Genomic DNA, 19462 nt, shown 5'->3' on the forward strand with positions numbered 1-19462 from the left:
GCCCAATCCCGCCCGGATATTCCCCAACAACCCGCGCAGTTCCTGCTGCTGCGCCGGCGGAAACACCACCGTCACCCCTGCCCTCGCAGGCGTCGCGCCGTACAACCGGGCCGAGCGGTCCGGCAGTTCTTCAATCGGGCTTAACGCTGCCGCCAATCGCCCTTCGATCTGCGTCAATTGCGCCCGCACCCGCACGATCTCTTCCTGCAGCTCCACCGCTCTCGCCGTCTTGTGCCCCTGACGATTCTTGTTGTGGGTGATCTGGTTGCGTTCGCGGTTGAGGGTCGTGAGGTATTCGCGTTCGCGCAGAACCTCCTTGATCACCGTTTGCAGCGCGGACTGCTCAGCCGGGCTGGCGACGGTGAAGGTCACGCCGCTGGTTTTTGCCGCGTCGAACAGGCGCAGGCGCAGTGCTTTGGGCAGGCGCTGGAACAGTTCATCGAGGTCGGGGATTTTTTCGGCCGAGAGGTCGAAGCCTTCCAGCACGCGGTTCAGGCCCAGGTTCAATGCCGGGCTGTAGGTGTCCTGCACCGCCGCCGCGACGACGCGGGTGTGTTCGGGCATTTCATCGAGGGCCGGCAGTTGCGGTTGTTCGATCCTTTTCAGCCTGGCCAGCCAGTCCGGCAGGTTGTTGAACGTGGCCATAAGGGCGTTGAACAGCGTTGAGTATTGCCCGCTCTGCTCCGATTGCAGGCGCAGCGGCAAGGTGTAGAAGACCGTTCGGGTCAGTTCCGGGTGTTCCTCCAGATAACCGAGCATTTTTTCGCTGGCTTCGTCGCTGCGGCACAGGTCCTTGAGGCAGGCGTATTCGGCGCTGAGGGCCTGATGGAGTTGTGCCGCCACTTGCGCGTCGTAGTACCAGGCCGAACGATGGAAGCGTCCGCCGACCAGCAGTTGCGTGCGGTCGGCGGTGATGCGTTCGAGCAGGCGGTTCCAGCGACCGAGGTCGTCACGCAGGAGGTTCAGTCGCTCGTCCATCGCCGGGCGGTCGATCAGGTCGTTGATCCCGCGTTTACCGCTGAGTAGCGGGCCGTCGAGCACGTCTTTGATGCGCCGATCCTGATCCTTGCCGAGGCGGATCAGCGTCTCCAGATGCTGTTCGACAAAGTCCTGGGGAGCGACGGCTTCGAAGTACTGGCGCGTGTAAAAACGCCGATCCACCTCAGCCGTAGGGGCCAGACGATTCTGTCCCATGCCGTCATCAAAACCCTGAGCGCGCAGTTTTTGCAGTTCGGGCGGCGCCGGCGCATCGGCCTGGACATCCCCGCCCTTGTTCAAATAATCGAGCAACGCCTTGCGCGTATTCTCGCGATCCGGCTCGGGCAACTGTTCCAGATCGGCAAACAGGGCTTTGGCCTGCGGCTGTTCGCTGGTCTTGGCCAATCCGTCGACATCGGTCTCGCTCAGTTGGCTCAGCGACTCGATATAGCTGGCGAGCAGATAATCGCGCGCGTTGTTGCCGGTGTTGCTCCACTCATCGACCCAGCCGACCACGGTGTCCTGATACTCCGCCAGATCGCGCATCACACCCAGATCGTCGTTGACCAGCAGAAACAGCGTGTCGTCCTGATAGGGCCCGCGCACCCGGCCGAGGAATTCGCCGATGTGCGCTGGGCGAAAACGCCGCGGTTGCTCCCACAGATAAGGTTCGCGTTCGTGCTCGGGAGCGTCGCTGACCTGCACGGTTGGCATCCGCGTCGCGTCAACCTCCGCGACAGGTTCCGCGCCGGCGGCCACCTCCGCCAACCACTGTCTGGTCTGCTCCACGGTGAGTAAATGCTCGCCACCGGTCAGACAGTTCACCGCTGCAAGATCGACCGCCTGCATGAAGTGCTCGCGCTCCTCGCGGCTGTCCAGCACCTGATGGCACTTGCCCGCCGTCCACTGCACCTCGGCAAAGGTCACGTACAACGTACTTTGCCGGGGAAAGATCAGCGCCGGATGCGCTTCAATCGCTGCGCGCTGATCCTCGCTGACCTGTTTGCCCTGGTGCAGCAGGGCCGTGACGATACCGTCGAGCATTCGGTATTCGTACAACTCGCCGCTGAGGCTGTCGATGATGTACAGCCAGCCATCGCGCAGCCGGCGAATGCCCAGCGGGCGGGCGGTCAAGGTGTACGGCAATTTCAATTCGGTGCCCGGATCGAACGCTCTTTCCACCAGGCCGTAGCTCAACGGCAGCAGTTGCACATGGGTTTGTTGCAGCGGGCAAGCCGCGGGCGCAACGATGGGGGCTTTCGAGGCGGCGGCAGCGTCGAGGATGGCGGGATGGGTCATGGGCGTTCCCTTTGACTGGCCCAACGCTGCGCCACATCAACGGCCAGCGTGAGGCGCTCGCCCGGTGATTGCAGAGAAGGCGTGTGGAACAAGTGGTGGATTTGCGGGTGTTGGGCGATATCGCGGCTGTCGAGCAACGCCAGCAGGTTGGCGAAGTTGAACAACTCGGATCGGCTGCTCAGGCCAAGCGCGCTGGCCTGGGCTTCCATTTGCTGCAGCGTTGGCCAGCGCTGGGTCAGGGTTTCTCCGACATGAAATCGGGAAAAGTGCTTCAACAGATGCGCATCCAGATCCAGCAACGCTCGGCGCCGATCCACCTGATCCAGCGCCGCGTTCTGTTCCGGGTTCAGACAATAAGGGACAGGCAGCTCCGGACACTCGGCCTGCCGAGGCCGATGGACGTGCCAGGCATCGTTGACGCAGTCCGCCGTTGCCACACAGGTCAAGGGCCCGAACAGACGCTGATCGCCACTGGCATACAGCGCATGCACCACCCCGGCATCGGCCAGCCGCAACAACGCCGATTGCCCGGCCGGCAATTCGACGCTCAGCAGTTTGCGCAGGTGTTCACCAACGCTGTGCATCGGCGCGCAGCTGAACAACAGCACGCCCCACTCTTGCGCTGCGTGTTGCAGGAAGAACCATGCCAATGGCTCGTCAGCCCGCTGGATGGCCACGAGCAACGGCGACAGATCGCGCAGTGCCGCGAAGGGTGGCTGGTCATACAGAGCCAATGTGCTGACCGAAGGGTTAATCTGCTTCAACCGCGTTGGCAGATCACTGATCGTCGCCCCATCCAGCAGCAAAAAGGCCTGGTGTCGGGTCCATGGCAAATCGTCGGGCAGACCGGTCGAAAGGCTCACGCGCGGGCAGCCTCGCAGATCAGACAACGCGAAGTGCGCGTAGACAGCAGGGCATGGCGTTGCTGAACCGGATCAAATGCCACTTTCAACAACGGCAACGCCCCCGGCACCAAAGGTTGCGCCGCCATTCCCGGCGCAGGCGCGCCGCCCTGAAGAATCGGCACGCTGCTGCAAATGCCTTCGGGCCCCAGCGTCAACCAATGCCCGCCGGCCTTGATCGTCACATGGGTGCCGCCGTCGATGACCACTTGCTGACCGGCCCCGAGGTGGATTTGCTGACCGGCGCTGAGCCGTTGGCTGGCGACCCGAATGTGGCGGTCGCCCTGCACCCACAGATGATCGTCCTGCTTGATTTCGGTCAGGCGATTGCCGTGGGTCAGATGGTGTTCGTCGCTGTGCAGCTCATGACTGGCAATGCCGCCAACGACCACGGTGCGTTGATTGTCGACCTGGACTCGCTGGTCATTGAGCACGAGCTGGACAAGGTCACGTTGCGCGCGGATGGCGATTTCTTCGGCGCCTTTTTTGTCCTCGATGCGCAGCTCGTTGTAACCGCCACCACCGGGGCTGCTCTGGCTGCGCCAGATACTGCGGGTCTGCTCTGCTGGCAGATCCAGCGGCACTGGCGTCACGGCGTTGGGCAGGCAACCCAGCACGAACGGCTTGTCCGGATCCCCCTCGGTGAACCCGACCAGCACTTCCATGCCGACGCGCGGAATCTGCACGCTGCCGTATTGGTCATGAGCCCAGCCTGTGGCTACGCGCAACCAGCAACTGGATTGTTCATTGAGCTGGCCTTCGCGGTCCCACAGCAGTTGGACTTTCACCCGGCCGTAGGCATCGCAGTAAATCTCTTCGCCGGGCGGCCCGGTCACCACGGCATGTTGGTTGCCGTTGATTCGGGGTTTACGGTGTTCGAGGGCGGGGCGAAAAATGACGTCCCAGGGCGTCGCGACGAAGTGGTTGCGATAGCCCTGAGTGAAGTCGTCTGCGGTAGCAAGATCGGTCGCCGACTCTTCCAGCACTTGCGGCTGTCGGCCAAGATGATCGACGCTGGTCAGCAGCCATAAACCGTTGTAATCGTTGCGTGGGTGCTCGCTCATGTCGACGAAGCTGCCACTGCGCAGCAGGCTCTGATCGCTGCGCCCCTGTGCTTGACGGTAATCGGCGCGATGCCGCTCAAGGGCGCGCTGACTGAGATGTCTACCCCGATCGCGATGAGTGAACTGACCCGGAAAGCGGTAATCCTCAAGCACTGGAAGCCGCGTTTCCTTGGCTTCGGCGTCCAGTTGCACGGTGGGCTTTTCGAAGTGGTAATCACGGCGGCTGACGTGCGTGGTGCGGGTTTCCAGGCGGACGTTGAAGCGGTCTATGGCCGCAGTTTCGGCAACCATGCCGCTGCCTTGTGCATAAGCCGTCGGTGCAGCCGGCGTGGGGAAAGCGCTCTGATCATCACCGAATACCAGCAGGTGCCCGTCGCGACTGTGCTGAAAATGAAAGTGCAGTCCCTCCTCCTCACACAAGCGCTGAATGAAGAACAAGTCCGTCTCTTCAAATTGCACGCAATACAGACGAGGCTGGTATTCGGCGCTGAGCTGGAAGCGCCAGGCATCCGGCTGCATGCCATGGTCACTCAACACGCGGGCGATGATTTGCGGCACGCTCTGATGCTGGAAAATTCGTTGGTTATGACGATGGGCAAGGTAGGCCAGATGGGGCACCAGAACAATCTGGTAGCGGGTCAAGCGTGTGCCCGAATCACCTTGCGCGACTCGATGGATCTGGCCGTGAATGCCAGAGCCGTCCGGGCAGAATGACAAAAAGGCTGGCCGGTGCAGCAGGGCTTCGAGATCAAGGTCGCGGCGTTCACTGACCAGCTCGAGTTCGACCTGGTAGGTTTGGTTGAGCGCTTCCCTGGCCCGGAATTCGAACACCTGAAGGTCGTGGGAAAAACCCTCTATATCGAGTCTGAATACAACCGGTTTGCTGGCGCCGAACATTCACATTTCCCTGTGCCTTTTTCAGGCTCGGGACTTTGCGTGGGTCTACGGTTCGACGCAGTCAGGACAATCGTTTAATCATGTAGGACATGTCCGTGATGCCAGAAACAAGCCTGCCGCTTCAGCAAACGCCTACAGCAAGATCCGAGCTTCGGTGAAGGCAACTGCCGCAGCCTGTGAACTGGCAAAAAAAAACCGCCCTTGCGGGCGGCTGAAGTGCTTCGCTCCTGAATCAGAATCCGAGGCTGAAGCTGATGGTCATCGCATGGTCGTTGCTCTCGTTCGACAACTGCCCCGAGTAACCGATACCGAGTTTGCCGGTCGGGCTGATCTGGAAGTCCACGCCCGCTTCGACCACCGCGCTGTCCTTGGCAATCGGCACGCCCTGGGTGTTGAACGAGGCGCCGCCGTCGATGAAGGTCAGGTCGGCGTCGGGCTTGGTGTCGCCGAAGGCATGCCGCCAGCCGAGCGCCGCGCGCGGGGTGAATTGCCCGCCGTTGGCCAGGGTGATGACCTTGCCGGCGCGCACGCCCAGAGTCGAGAAGGTGATGTCCTGATCGGACTCGGCGCGCAGACGCCCCACCCCGCCTTTCTCCTTGGCCTTGTCGCTGTCGTAGTTGACGTAGGCCAGACCGGCGAACGGTTCCAGGGCAATCCCGGCCGCTTCGATGGCATAGCCGACTTCACCGAACACCTGGGCGCTGCGCGCGTCGTAATTGGCCTTCAATCGGTCGTTGTAGGCACCGACGCTGACGTCGCGTTTGGTCTCGATGTCGTGCCAGCTGTACGCCGCACCGAGGCGCACCGCCAGGGCATCGAATTGCGAGTTGAGGTACGCCGCCAGGTGGTAGCTCTCGACCGTGGCATCCGAGCGACGATCATGGGCGTCCAGATCGCTGCGGGTGTAGCCGGCGGCCATGCCGACGCGCCATTGGTCGTCGAGCTGCTTGTCGGTGCCGAGCATGAAGCCGCTCAGGTTGCGATCCAGCTTCGCACTGTTGCTGTTGCCGTCCGACTCGCCCCAGGCGCCGAGTGCACGGGCCCAACCGACCATTTCGCCGTGGCAGCCGTTGCTGCTCAGTTGGTTGTCGCTCGGGGCCAGGGCGCGGCGTGGATCGTCCGGCGCGCTGCACGACGGCTGGCGCATACGGTCGTTGACCGCGTCCCGCACGTAGCGCGAATCCTCGAGGACTGCGCTGGCGGTGCTGGCATGGATTTCCCCCGACAGACTGTCGAAGGCGTTACGTGCCCCGGCCACGCTGAGGTTGACGATTTCGTCCTGCAACGCGCTGCCCGCCGCGCCGTTGCGCATCAACGCCGAAGCGGTGTTGCGCTGGTTGCGAGTAGCAGCGACGTCGACGAACGAGTTGCCGTTGCGGCTGACCAACAGGTTCACCGCGTTCGGGTCATACACCAACGCCGTGTCGAGGAAGGCATATTGCGGCAGGTCGGCGGCGCTGAAGGTGCCGGTCACCCCGCCACCGGCGGTGATCAGCGAGTACACGGTGTTGCCGGTGAACGGTGCCAGGCTGTTGACCTGCAGACCACCACTCAAGGTCGCGGTACCACCGACGGCCAGCGGAGTAGCCGTCGGCGAACTGACGGTCAGGGCCAGCACACCGTCAGCGGCGTTGGTCAGATTGCCGGCGACACTCAAGGTGCCGTCCTCACCACCGGAAGCCACCACGCCATGGTTGACCACCGAACCGACGCTGCCATTACCGCTCAGGCCCGCGCCATTGGCCACGGTGACCTGCCCGGCAAGCGAGGCCCGCGCCGCACGGCTGCCGACTTGCAGCACGCCCTGATCCACCGCCACGGTGCCGCTGAAGGGCTGATCACCGGTCAGCAGCAAGCGCGCGGCACCGCGTTTGGCCAGGGCGCCAACACCGCTGAGGCGACCGTTGAACTGGCCGTTGGCGTTCTGCTGGAACACCAGCGAGGCGTTGTTGAGGATGTTGCCTTGCAGGCTGGTGGTATTACCGATCAGCGTACCGCCGCTGACCGTGGTCCCGCCGCTGTAGGTGTTGGCGCCGCTGAGGACCAGAGTGCCGGAATCGAGCTTCTCGATACCGCCACTGCCCACCAGCGGTGCGGAGATTTCCGCGCTGCCACCGGCATTCACCCGCACCGGCGCGAGGCTGCCGCCCGGGCCGTTGACCGGGGTCAGCGTACCGCCGGCGCCTGGAACCAGGCTGTAACCGCTGGAGAGGAACTGCAACCCGGTAAAGTTCTGATTGCCTTGCACGGTGACCGTCCCGCTCTGCCCGCCGAACACGGCGAACTGACCGTTCGACGCCAACGCCTGGGTACCGCTCGGATCGGTCCAGTTGGTGCCCGGCCCCCACACGCCGCTGCCGCCACCGATGCTGCCGTCCGGATTGGTGGTGCCGCCGTTCCAGAACTGCACTTCACCCGGTGTGTTCTGCACCAGCAGGTTGACCTGATTGGCCAGCGCGGTCTGCAGGGTCAGGTTGGCCGCCGACACCGGCAGGCTGCCGTAGACCAGTCCGTTGTTGGTCAGGCTGCCGCCGTAGCTGAACAGTTGATAGACCCCGGTGCCGAAGCCGCCGGCGTTGCTGATGTTCAGCGTGCCGTCGAGGGTCAGGTTGCCGGCGACGTTGACCACGGTTGTGGAACTGGCGGCCGAGCCGAGGGTGAAGTCCAGGTTGGTGCCCGAAGACAACGCCAGCGAACCGACCGACAACGGCGTTGCAGCGCCGCCACCCGTCAGCGTCGCACCGTTGGCCAATTGCACGGCGCCGGCGAACACGCCGCTGCCGCCGATTTTCGCCCCGCTCGCAACGTTGACGTTTGCACTGTTGAGCACACCGTTGACGTTCAGCGAACCGGCCTGCACCGCGGTGTTGCCGGTGAAGGTGTTGTTGCCGGTCAGCAGCAAGGCACCGGTGCCGGTTTTGTTCAAGTTGCCGGCGCCGGTCAGATTGCCGGTGTAGCTGCCGTCGCTGTTCTGCTCGAAGGTCAGCGTCGCGTTGTTGGCGATGGCGCCTTGCAGGCTGCTGGTGTCGCCACGGGTGCTGCCGCCGTTCAGCGTCGTGCCGCCGTTGTAAGTGTTGGCGCCGCTGAGGACGAGGTCGCCACTGCCGTTTTTCACCAGGCTGCCGCTGCCGGTGATCGCACCGATCAGGGTGGTGTTCTGGTTGCCGGCCAGGGTCAGTTGCGCACCCAGGTTGATGGCGTTGGCCAGTTGCAGCGCAGAGGTGCTGTCGAGGGTGCCATTGCCCAGCACGCTGAGGGCGCCGCTGCTGATCGCGCTGTTGTTGCCCAGGATCAGCGAGCCGCCAGACAGTTGAGTGCCACCGCTGTACGTGTTGCTGCCGTTGAGGGTCAGACTCGACGCGCCGGTCTTGATCAGACTGCCGCTGCCGCTGACCACTCCGCCGAGGGTCAAGGCGTTGGAGCCGGCGACGGTGAGTCCGCCATTGAGCACCACGGCGTTGGCCAGACTGACCGCTGCGTTGCTGTCCAGCGCCGTGCCGTTGGCGGCGGTCAACACGCCGGTGCCGAGGGCCGCGTTGTTGCCGACCACGATCTTGCCGCCATTGAGCGCGGTGCCGCCGGTGTAGCCGTTGGCCGCATTGAGCACCAAAGTGCCGGTGTCGTATTTGCCCAGTGTGCCGGCACCGTTGAGCGCCACGCCCACGGTCGCGGTGACGTTCGGATCGACCCGCACGGTGGCATTGCCCAGCGAACCGTTGACCAGATTCAGCGACCCGGCCGTGCCGTTCTGCAGGCTGTAGCCATCGGTGACGAACTGCATGCCAGTGATGGTTTGCGCACCGTTGACGGTGACGGTGCCCGCCGTACCCTGGAACACCGCGAAGCTGTTGGTCCAGGCCTGATTGGTGGTGCCGTTGACGTCGGTCCAGTTGGTGGTGCCGGTGCCCCAGGTGCCGCTGCCGCCATCCACCGAACCGTTGGCGACGAGTTGGTTGCCGTCCCAGAACTGCACGGTGACGCCCGGTGCGGTGACCAGCAGGTTGATCTGGTTGGCCAGCGCGGTTTGCAGGGTCAGGTCGCCCGGAGTGACGCTGCCCGGCACGGTGCCGATCAGCATGCCGTTGTCGGTCAGGCCGCCGGTGTAGTTGATCAAGCGGTACACGCCGCTGCCGAACCCACCGATGTCGCTGACGTTGAGGGTGCCGTCGAGGGTCAGGTTACCGCCGACGTTGACCAGCGCGTTGCCGCCACCGGAGACCGGTGTGCCGAGGCCGACATCGAAGTTGGAGTTGGCGTTGAACACCAGCGAATTCACCGACAGGGTGCTGCCGGTGGCGCCGGCCAGATGACCGCCATCCGCCACGGTCACGGCCCCGCCGAGCGAGCCGCCGCCGGTCAGGGTGCCGCCGCTGTTGACCAGCACACTGGCGCTGTCCAGCGAGCCGCTGACATTCAAGGTGCCGGCGTTGACCGTGGTGTTGCCGGTCAGGCTGTTGAGGCCGGTCAGGGTCAGCGTGCCGGTGCCGAGTTTGCTCAGTTCGCCGGTGCCGGTGAGCACACCGCCGAAAATGCTGCTGGCGTTGTTGCCGCCGATGCTCAGCGTGTTGCCGCCGCCGATCAATGCGGTGCCGCTGCCGGTCAGGCTGGCGAGGCTGCCCGAACCGCCGAGGTTCAGCGTCGCGGCATTGCCGAGATTGACTCCGGCGTTGCTGCCCAGTGCCGAGTTGCCCAGGGTGGTCAGGCTGCCGGACTGCACGTCGAAGGTGCCGCTGAAGGTGTTGTTGCCGGACAGCGTCAGGTCGGCCAGACCGTTCTTGGTCAGGGTGCCCGCCCCGGCGATCACGCCGCCGAGCGTCAGGTTGTTGTTGCCGGCCACGCTCAGGTTGGCATTGACGTTGAGGTTGTTGGCCAGCACCAGCGGCGCCGTGGTGTCGAGGGTCGACGCGCCCGTCACGGTCACCGCGCCGGAACCCAGGCCCGCCGCGGTGCCGAGGGTCACGGTGCCGGCGTTCAGCGTGGTGCCGCCGCTGTAGGTGTTGATGCCGTTGAGGATCAGGTTGGAGGCGCCGTTCTTGATCAAACCGCCAGTGCCGCTGACCACGCCGCTGAGGGCCACGTCGCTGTTGCCGGTGTTGGTCAGATTGGCGTTGAGTACCACGTTGTTGCCCAGCGACACCGAGGTGTTGCTGTCCAGCGCCGAAGCACCGGCCACCGTCAGGTTGCCCAGACCGAGGGCGCCGTTGCTGCCGGCGGTCAGGGTGCCGGCGTTGAGGGTGACGCCGCCGAGGAAGTTGTTGGCCCCGCTCAGGATCAGGTTGGCCGCGCCGTTCTTGGTCAGGCTGCCGGCGCCGTTGATCGCACCGCTGAGTGTCAGATCGTTGCTGCCGACGATGCCGAGGTTGCCCGCCAGGTTGATCGCGTTACCCGCCGTGACAGCACTGCCGGCATCCAGGGTAGTGCCGTTCGCCGCGTTCAGAGTGGCCGAACCCAGCGCGCTGTTCGACGCCAGAACCAGTCCGCCCGCGTTCAATGCCACCGGGCCGAGGAAGGCGTTGTTGCCGCCAAGGGTCAGGTTGGCCGAGCCGTTCTTGATCAGCCCGCCGGTGCCGTTGATCACGCCGTTGAGGGTCAGCGCGTTGCTGCCAACGATCGTGAGGTTACCGTTGAGCGTGGCCGCGTTGGCCAGGGTCACGGCGGTGTTGCTGTCCAGTTGCGTGCCGGCATTGGCGATCAACGCACCGTTGCCCAGCGCGGTGTTGCTGCCGACCACGATTTTGCCGCCATCGAGTTGCGTGCCGCCGGTGTAGCTGTTGGCGCCATTGAGCACCAGGGTGCCGCTGTCGAGTTTATTGAGAATGCCGCTGCCGTTGATGTTCACGCCGACTGTGGCGGTCACGCCCGGATCAACGCGCATCGCCGTGGTGCCGCCGGCACCGTTGACGGCGGTCAGCAGCCCCGAGGTGCCGTTGACCACGTTGTAGCCATCGGTGAGGAACTGCATGCCGGTGAACAGTTGCGTGCCGTTGACCGACACCGTGCCGGCCGTGCCCTGGAATACCGCGAAGTCGCCGGCCCAGGTCTGATTGACCAGACCATTGGCGTCGGTCCAGTTGGTGCCGGCGCCGCTCCAGGTACCGCTGCCGCCATCGACAGTGCCGTTGGCGATGGTCTGGCTGCCATCCCAGTAACGAATGTCCGAATTCGGCGCCGAGACCTGAATGTTGATCTGATTGGCGACCCCGATCTGCACCACCAGATCGCCCAGCCCATAACCGACCGGCACGCTGGCAACGTCCAGGCCCAGATTGGTCAGGGCTCCGGTGTAGTTGAACAGACGATACACACCGACGCCGAACCCACCGGCATCGGTGACGTTGAGATTACCGTCGAGGGTGAGGTTGCCGCCGACGTTCATCAGCGACGTGGTCGAAGGTGCCCCCAGCGCCGCATCGACATTGCTGCCGGCCGCGAGCGTCAACGATCCGGCCGAAAGTGTATTACCCGACGACAGGGCCAGGTGACCGCCGCTGTTGATGGTCATCGCGCCGAGCGCCGAACCGTTGCCGGTGAGGGTGGCGCCGGTATTGACGTTGACCTGGGCACTGGCCAGCGAACCGCTGAGGTTCAGGGTGCCGCCGTTGACGGCGGTGTTGCCGACGATGCCGTTGATCCCGGTCAGGTTCAGGGTGCCGGTGCCGACCTTGGTCAGACCGCCGTTGCCGCTGAGGTCACCGTCGAAGGTGCTGGTGCTGCTCACCCCGCCCACGGTCAATGTGTTGCCGCCGCCGATCTGCACGCTGCCGCTGCCGCTCAGGCCGTCGAGGCTGGCGTTGCTGCCGAGGTTGAGGCTGGCGCCGGCGCTGATGTTGGCGCCGGAGGTGTTGCCCAGCGCCCCGCTGCTCAGGGTGGTGACGCTGCCGGCGGCAATGTTCAGCGCGCCGGTGAAGGTGTTGGTGCCGCTGAGGGCCAGGTCGTCCAGACCGGTTTTGGTCAGGCTGCCGGCGCCGTCGATCACGCCGCTGAGGGTCAGGCCGTTGTTGCCGGCCACCGTCAACCCGGCATCGAGGGTGATGTTGTTGCCGAGGGTGAAAGCGCTGCTGTTGTCCAGCGTCGCGGCGCCACCGACGGTGAGCGTGCCGCTGCCCAATGCGCCGGGCGCGCCGAGGGTCAGGGTGCCGGCGTTGAGGGTGGTGCCGCCGCTGAAGGTGTTGGTGCCGTTGACGGTCAGGTTGGCCGCCCCGTCCTTCACCAGTTGGCCGGTGCCACTGAGCACACCGCCGAGGGTCAGGTTCTGTGTGCCGCCAACGCTCAGGGCCGCATTCAGCACGACCGCGTTGGCCAGGCTGACCAGCGGCGAACTGCTGTCGAGGGTTGCTGCCCCGCCGACGGTCAAGGCGCCGGTGCCGAGCGCCGAGCTGTTGCCGACAGTCAGCGTACCGGCGTTCAGAGTGGTGCCGCCGACGTAGGTGTTAGTGCCGTTGAGGCTCAGGTTGGCGGCACCGTCTTTCACCAGGCTACCGGCACCAGCGACGGTTCCGGTTAGGCTCAGGTCCGCGCTGCCGCCCACATTGAGCGCCCCGGCGAGGTTGACCTGGTTGCCCAGAGTGACGGCGGTATTGGTATCCAGCGTGGTGCCGGCCGCTGCGTTCAGTGCACCGCTGCCCAGCGCGGTGTTGCTGCCGACAATCAGCTTGCCGACGTTCAGCGCGGTGTTGCCGAAGTAGGTGTTGGCGCCGTTGAGGATCAGATCGGCCGGGCCGCTCTTGATCAGGCCACCGACACCTGAGACCACGCCCGCGAGGGTCAGCGCGTTACTGCCGCCAATGGTCACGTTGCCGCCAAGGTTGACGTTGTTGGCCAGACTGGTCGCGGTGCTGGCATCCAGCGTGGTGCCGTTGGCGGCGTTGAGTACGCCAGTGCCGAGGGCAGTGTTGGAGCCGACGACCAACGTCCCGGCGTTCAGCGAAGTAGCGCCGGTGTAGGTGTTGTTGCCGGTCAGGGTCAGGGTCGAAGCACCGGTCTTGATCAGGTTGCTGCCGCCACTGATCACGCCGCCGAGGGTCAGCGGGTTGGCGCCACCGGTGGTGAGGTTGGCGTTCAGGGCAATGGCGTTGTTCAGCGTCACGTTGGCGCTGCTGTTGAGCGTGCCGCCCGCCCCGCCCACGGTCAGCGTGCCGGTGCCGAGCGCCGCGCCGTTTCCGACGGTCAGGCTGCCGGCGTTGAGCGCGGTGCCGCCGGTGAAGGTGTTGGCGCCGTTGAGGGTCAGGTTGGCCGTGCCGTTCTTGATCAACTGGCTGGCGCCGCTGATCACGCCGCCGAGGGTCAGTGCACTGCTGCCGCCGATCCCCAGATTGTTGTTGAGAATGACGTTGTTGTTCAGCGTCACCGCGGTATTGCTGTCGAGGGTCGCCGCGCCGCCGACGGTGATATTGCCACTGCCCAGCGCAGCGTTGGCACCCGCTGTGATGGTGCCCGCGTTCAACGCAACAGCACCAAGGAACGTATTGGTGCCGTTGAGAATCAGGTTCGCCGCGCCGTTCTTGGTCAGCCCGCCGCTGCCGCTGACCACGCCGCCGAGGGTCAGGTTGGCGCTGCCACCGATGTTCAGGTTACCGCCGAGGGCGACCGCGTTGCTCAGCGCCACGGCGGTGCTGGCATCGAGGGTGGTGCCCGCTGCCGTGGTCAGTGCGCCGGTGCCCAGCGCGGTGTTGGAGCCGACGATCAGCGTCCCGGCATTCAGTGCCGTGCCGCCGGAGAAGGTGTTGTTGCCGCTGAGGGTCAGGTTTGCGGTGCCGTTCTTGATCAGATTGCCGGCGCCGCTGATGACCCCGCTCAAGCCCAGCGCCTGAGTACCGCCGATGGTAAGATCCGCCGCCAGCGCCACCGCGTTGGCCAGGGTCACGGCGGTGGTCGCATCCAGCGTAGTGCCGGCCGCTGCGTTCAACGCGCCCGTGCCGAGGGCGGTGTTGCTGCCGACGAGCAAGCTGCCGCCATTGAGCGCGGTGGTGCCGCTGTTGGTGTTGTTGCCGGTCAGGGTCAGGCTGGCGCTGCCGCTTTTGGTGATCGCGCCGGTGCCGGAGACGATGCCGGCCAGGGTCAGGGCATTGCTGCCGAGCACGTTTAACGCACCGGTGATGCCGACGTTATTGGCCAGGGTCACGTTGCCGGTGCTGTCGAGGCTGGTGCCGTTGCTGGTGTTGAGTACACCGGTGCCCAGCGCGTTGTTGTTGCCGACGCGCAAGGTGCCGGCGCTGAGGCTGGTGTTCCCGGTGTAGGTGTTGATGCCGTTGAGGGTCAGGCTGCCGCTGCCGGTCTTGGTCAGGTTGCTGGTACCGCTGATCACCCCGCCCAGGGTCAGCGCTCCGGTGCCGGTTGCGGTCAGGGTGCTGTTAAGCGTGATCGCGTTGGCCAGCGAAATCGGCGTCGTTGCCGAGATGCTCGAAGCGCCGTCAACGGTGATGCCGCCGGTGCTGAACGCCTGGTTGTTGCCCACCAGCACCACCCCGCCGTTGAGCACGGTGTTGCCGGTGTAGGTATTGATGCCGTTGAGGTTGAGCTGACCGCTGCCGATCTTGGTCAGGCCGCCAGTACCGGAAATCACGCCGTTGAGGGTCGTGCCGTTGATGCCCTGCAGGGTCAGGCCACCGGCGCCCAGACTGATCTGGTTGGCCAGCGACAAACCGGCATTGCTGGCCTGAAGAATCCCGCCGTTGGACGTCAGCACACCGCTGCCGAACGCGGCGTTGTCGTTGAACTGCGCGACACCGCCATTGAGGGTGGTCGCCCCGCTGACCAACGGCCCCTGCAAGGTCCAGGTGCCGCTGTTGAGGGTCAGGTTGTTGAAGTTGACGTAGGTCGCGCTGGACGCGGTGCCGGTCCCGGTGACGCCACCACCGACGCCGATCGGGTTTTGCAGGATCAGCGTGTTGGTGCCCCCCGCGCCGCCATCGATGGTGCCGGTCGGGGCGAAGGTCAAGTTGATGCCGACCAGGCCACCGAGGCCGACGGACACTTGCACACCGTCACCGACGTTAACGCTGGACCCGGTGATCGCGTAGAAGGTGTTGGTGCTGCCCGCCCCCATCGACACACCGCCGGTGATGTTACCGGCGTTGGTGAAGGTGTTGCCTGCTGCCGACGTCTCGAACGCGATCCGGCCGTTGATCGTGCCGCTGGCACTGTTGGTCATGTTGACTTGCGAACCGCCATACACCCCGACCACCGGGGTATCGGCCAGGGTGATGCCGCCGACCGACAGCCCGGTAGACGTAATGGTGCCGTTGTTGGTAATGGTCGTGGTACCCGCCGCCGCGTTGTTCACGCCGATAGCCAGGCCGTCAATGCTGGTCAGGTTGAGGCCGAGCAACATCCCCGTGCCACGCATGATCCCGCTGGCATTGTTGACCACGCTGACCGTGCTGGTCGCGCCGGTGCCGATGAATGCACCGCCACTGAGGATCGACACCAGGCCCAGCAAGGCCGGGTCGACGGTGCCGGAGTTGTTCAGGGTGATATTGGCCCCGGTCAGGTTGATGACTTTGCCGCCCAGCGTCGCATTCATCTGCGCGCCCGAGTTGACGTTGACCGTCAGGCCGCTGGTGGCACTGCTGTAGTCATTGAGAAACAGCGGCAGGCTCGGAACGCCCGAACAGGTAATCGTGGAGCCCGCCGCCGAACAGGTGGCGAATGCCTGCTCACTGACACCGCCAAACAGCAACCCGGCGACACTCAGATGCACAGCAAGGGACAGTGGGGAAAAACGCGAAACGAGGGCGACACCAAACCTTGCTTCCACGGGCTACTCCTTTCGTGGCCGATTTCGTCCTTGAAGGCGTGTAACAGCGGCAAGATCCAACACGCGTATCAAGCGTATGACGGTCATCAGATAAACCGTCCTGTTCCAGACACACGCTAGTTGATGCCCTGCGATGGAGCATCGGTTAAATAGTGTTAATACTTTTGTGCGATAAGGCCCTGCGTCGATACTTCCGACCGTTCTGAGCAAGGGCTTGAGGACGATTGCAGGCGCTTTGAGGGGGCGTTGATCGAGTCGCCAGGTTAACCCGCGAATCAATCGATTTTTCAGCGGCTTGGGAAACTGGTATGGCTTGTGCAAACGTTTGCGAGTCGCTGTTGACCGCATTTTCGTTACAAAACCGTACAGGCCCGTGATTCCGGGCCTTGATCCGCAAAAAGGACTTTGAATGCACGCTTTTTCCTGCCACCGCCTTCGCGGTGCGCGCACTTTTGCTGTTTCCCTGCTACTGGCCGGCGTTACCGGAGTTCTCAGCCACACCGCGCTGGCGCAACCGGTCTTGCCCGATGAATCCGCCCAAGGTGAAGCCCTCAGCCCCGAAGCCAGCCCGCCAAAAAAAGGTGCGTACCTGTCGGACTGGTACAACCAGGACCTGATGCTGATCGGCAGCAAGGACATCAGCTTCGGCCCGCAACCGGCCGATGACATCTACCTGGAATACGAGTACTTCGGGCGCAAGGGCCCGTTCGAGCTGTACGGCTACATCGATATCCCGAAGATCTTCAACATCGGCAACAGCCACGACAAAGGCGTGTGGGACCATGGCTCGCCGGTGTTCATGGAGCACGAGCCGCGCATCTCCATCGACTACCTCGCCGGTCGCAGCCTGGCCATCGGGCCGTTCAAGGAATGGTACGTGGCGTTCGACTGGATCTACGATCACGGCAGCCGCAAAGAGAACCGCGCCAACACGCTGTACAGCGGCTTGGGCACCGACATCGACACCCATTCGCGGGTCAATCTGTCGGCCAACCTGTACGGGCGCTACCAGTGGGAAAACTACGGCGCCAGCAACGAATATTCGTGGGACGGCTACCGCGCGCAGCTCAAGTACATCGTGCCGATCGACACATTCAGCAACGGCGCTTCGCTGACTTACATCGGCTTTACCAACTTCGATTTTGGCTCGGACCTGCACAAGGACAATCCGGCGCGCACTGCCAATGCCACGGTGGCGACCAACGTGTTGCTGTACTCGTTCACCCACCTGCGCTTCACCCTGGTCGGCCGTTATTTCCACAACGGCGGCAACTGGGAGGATGGCAGCGAGCTGAATTTTGGCGACGGCAACTTCCGGGCGCGTTCCAATGGCTGGGGGTATTACGCGGGGGTCGGGTATCAGTTCTGATCCCGCCCCTTTCAAGGCTGAACATACTGGCGAGACTGCTCGCGTTGACGCCTACAGAACAATACAGCGCATCAGGTATACAAACCCGCCGCCCCGTTTGATCGGGACGGCGGATTTTGTCGTTTCGGGCACAAATCAACGCAGTGTTGAAGAGTGTTGAAGATTATGTCCGCAAAGCCACGCGACCTTGCGCCTTTGCCTACGCATCCGCCAGAATCCGCCGGCTTGTGCGCCTTGGGGGCGGGTTCTATTGTTTGGCGGTCGCTGAAAAACAGCGATCGGGTTTAGCGACTCGAATCATAAATAGGTGCATCAGCGCTCCATGCTTTGTCGCAGGCTCAACGTCTGCAACTCCGCTATGGTGGCTGTATGCGGGAGACCCTCGGGTCTGCCGGGTGCCTATAACCGGTTCGCTAACCTGCGTACAGCCGCCACCTTCCTGTTTAGCGACAGCTCCGGGCGGCTCCACTCTTATAGGAGCTTCACCATGATCAAACCCACACCCAATCCACCCGAAACCGACCCCACCTCGCCCTACGAAACCCTCGACTCCAAGAAATTCCACGAAGCCGCCGAACGCGCCCTCGATCACTATCTCAATCCACTGCTCCCCCGAAACCCCCTGCTCAAACACAACACCCGCTACCTCATCGCCCCCGGCATCGACAACGAAGAACTGCTGGCCGACGCCTGCGAAACTCTGACCTCGGCCAAGGTGATGGCCAATGACTTCGCCGGGCTGGTGGATGGCCCGCAGCGGCATGTGCTGTTGGGGATTGCGCAACTGATCATGCTGGGTGAGCTGGCGGTGAATCGGGTGCTGGATAATCTGGAAGTGAAGACTGAGGCGTCCGCTGCAGCCTGATCGATTGATCGACTGATCGTTCCCACGCTCTGCGTGGGAATGCAGCCCGGGACGCTCCGCGTCCCAAAGAGCGGACGCAGAGCGTCCATTGAGGCATTCCCACGCAGAGCGTGGGAACGATCTAATGCATTGGTGTCGCTCAGGGAATCAGGATGACCTTGTCACCGCTGCCCTGATTCACATCGGCATACCGCGCCAGCCCTTCGGCCAGCGGCGCTTCGACCAGCCCTTGCGGCAGTGGCAGCAGGTCTTCGTCGAAGAACCGGCCGAACTGTTCCAGCATCGCCGCACAGGCTTCAACGCCATACAGCAACGAGTTGATGCCGACCACCGAACCGCCCTTGCGATACAGCGCCAGCGCCGGCAGTTGCACATGCCCATCGACTGGCGCGGCGATGATCGCGATCCGCCCGAAGGTCGCCAATGCCGCCACCGAGGCCGGCAGCCAGAAACCGGTGGTGTCGAAGATCACGTCGGCACCGCCGCGATACACCGCGTTGACTTGCGCGCCCAGATCCTCGGGTTTATCCAGCTGAATCGTCTGATAACCCTGCGCCTGCAAATCCTTGACCTGCTCCGGCCGCCGCGCCGCCGCCAGCAACTGCGCGCCGCGCACTTTGGCCAGCGCCAGCGCCGCCGTCGCCACCGCCCCGCCGCCGATCACCAGCAAACGGGTTTCGGCACTGACCAGGCTGCGTTCCAGCGCATCCCACGCCGTGGTGTAAGGCACGCCGAGGCTGGCGGCCTGGGTGAAACTCAAATGCGAAGGCTTGTGCGCCACGCCGTTGGCCGGCAATTTGACGAACTGCGCATGGGAGCCATCGGCGAAAAAGCCCAGCTCACGCCCGGTGCCCCAGACCTCCTGGCCGATCAACGCCTGCGGCCCTTCGACCACCACACCGGCAAAATCCCGACCGGGAATACGCGGCAGCGTGGTGTACGGAAAACGCCCGAGCACATTCTTCACGTCGCTGGGATTGAGGCCCGCGGCCTTGATCTGCACCAGCACCTCGTCAGTGCCCGGCACCGGCGTCGGCACCTCGACGAAGCGCAGGGACGACAGGTCGCCGGTTTTATCGAATTGCAATGCTTTCATGGAAATCTCCACCGAAGGGAAAAGACAGAATTCAGGACAGCCAGCCACTGACCAGTTGCCGGCCCATCGGCCACAACTGCTCGCCCGCGAGCATGCCCAACAGGCCCACCAGCGCGATGGCCGGCGGCGCCGGCGAACGGACATCCAGCGCGCCATACAGCAGGCCGACACCCAGACCGACGGCCAGTGAAATCAGGTAATTCATGGGATCACTCCGCCACAAAAAGGAATGGGCA

Annotated in this window: 8 protein-coding genes; 2 read left to right on the forward strand and 6 right to left on the reverse strand. The window is 64.0% G+C overall.

What is annotated here, in order from left to right; genetic code table 11:
- From AC07Y2_RS27490 to AC07Y2_RS27505, 4 genes are all read right to left on the reverse strand, one after another.
- On the reverse strand, positions 1 to 2277 hold a 2277-nt coding region (locus tag AC07Y2_RS27490; RefSeq protein ID WP_331460099.1), incomplete at its 3' end, for a toxin VasX.
- Positions 2274 to 3140 (reverse strand): DUF4123 domain-containing protein, encoded by an 867-nt coding sequence (locus AC07Y2_RS27495; protein ID WP_103387338.1) that lies wholly within the window; start codon positions 3138 to 3140, stop codon positions 2274 to 2276. The genes AC07Y2_RS27490 and AC07Y2_RS27495, both read right to left, overlap by 4 nt.
- The gene (locus AC07Y2_RS27500; RefSeq protein ID WP_103387339.1) at positions 3137 to 5140 is read right to left on the reverse strand and encodes a type VI secretion system Vgr family protein; all 2004 of its coding nucleotides are present in this window, start codon (positions 5138 to 5140) and stop codon (positions 3137 to 3139) included. The genes AC07Y2_RS27495 and AC07Y2_RS27500 overlap by 4 nt, the downstream gene beginning before the upstream one ends.
- Positions 5141 to 5372: 232 nt before the next feature.
- Positions 5373 to 15896, reverse strand: coding sequence for an autotransporter-associated beta strand repeat-containing protein (locus AC07Y2_RS27505; RefSeq protein ID WP_103387340.1), 10524 nt, complete (start codon positions 15894 to 15896; stop codon positions 5373 to 5375).
- A gap of 409 nt (positions 15897 to 16305) precedes the next feature.
- Here AC07Y2_RS27505 and AC07Y2_RS27510 point away from each other — a divergent pair, with 409 nt between their 5' ends.
- Both AC07Y2_RS27510 and AC07Y2_RS27515 read left to right on the forward strand, forming a co-directional pair.
- On the forward strand, positions 16306 to 17265 hold the full coding sequence (locus AC07Y2_RS27510) for a nucleoside-specific channel-forming protein Tsx (protein ID WP_103387341.1): 960 nt from the start codon (positions 16306 to 16308) through the stop codon (positions 17263 to 17265).
- 487 nt (positions 17266 to 17752) lie between these two features.
- On the forward strand, positions 17753 to 18130 hold the full coding sequence (locus AC07Y2_RS27515; RefSeq protein WP_103387342.1) for a DUF6124 family protein: 378 nt from the start codon (positions 17753 to 17755) through the stop codon (positions 18128 to 18130).
- A gap of 139 nt (positions 18131 to 18269) precedes the next feature.
- Here AC07Y2_RS27515 and AC07Y2_RS27520 read toward each other — a convergent pair whose 3' ends face one another.
- Positions 18270 to 19226: a quinone oxidoreductase family protein gene (locus AC07Y2_RS27520; protein ID WP_103387343.1), complete on the reverse strand. Its 957-nt coding sequence runs from the start codon at positions 19224 to 19226 to the stop codon at positions 18270 to 18272.
- Positions 19227 to 19257: 31 nt separating this feature from the next.
- Positions 19258 to 19431, reverse strand: a complete 174-nt coding sequence (locus AC07Y2_RS27525) for a DUF1427 family protein (RefSeq protein WP_074689141.1) — start codon at positions 19429 to 19431, stop codon at positions 19258 to 19260.
- Positions 19432 to 19462: the final 31 nt, after the last annotated feature.

It is taken from the genome of Pseudomonas sp. GW456-12-1-14-TSB6, from assembly GCF_059424205.1.

Bases quoted from the DNA above. Each gene is read 5' to 3' on its own strand.
- AC07Y2_RS27500 (WP_103387339.1), bottom strand. From the start codon at position 5,140: ATGTTCGGCGCCAGCAAACCGGTTGTATTCAGACTCGATATAGAGGGT.
- AC07Y2_RS27510 (WP_103387341.1), top strand. From the start codon at position 16,306: ATGCACGCTTTTTCCTGCCACCGCCTTCGCGGTGCGCGCACTTTTGCT.
- AC07Y2_RS27515 (WP_103387342.1), top strand. From the start codon at position 17,753: ATGATCAAACCCACACCCAATCCACCCGAAACCGACCCCACCTCGCCC.
- AC07Y2_RS27520 (WP_103387343.1), bottom strand. From the start codon at position 19,226: ATGAAAGCATTGCAATTCGATAAAACCGGCGACCTGTCGTCCCTGCGC.
- AC07Y2_RS27525 (WP_074689141.1), bottom strand. From the start codon at position 19,431: ATGAATTACCTGATTTCACTGGCCGTCGGTCTGGGTGTCGGCCTGCTG.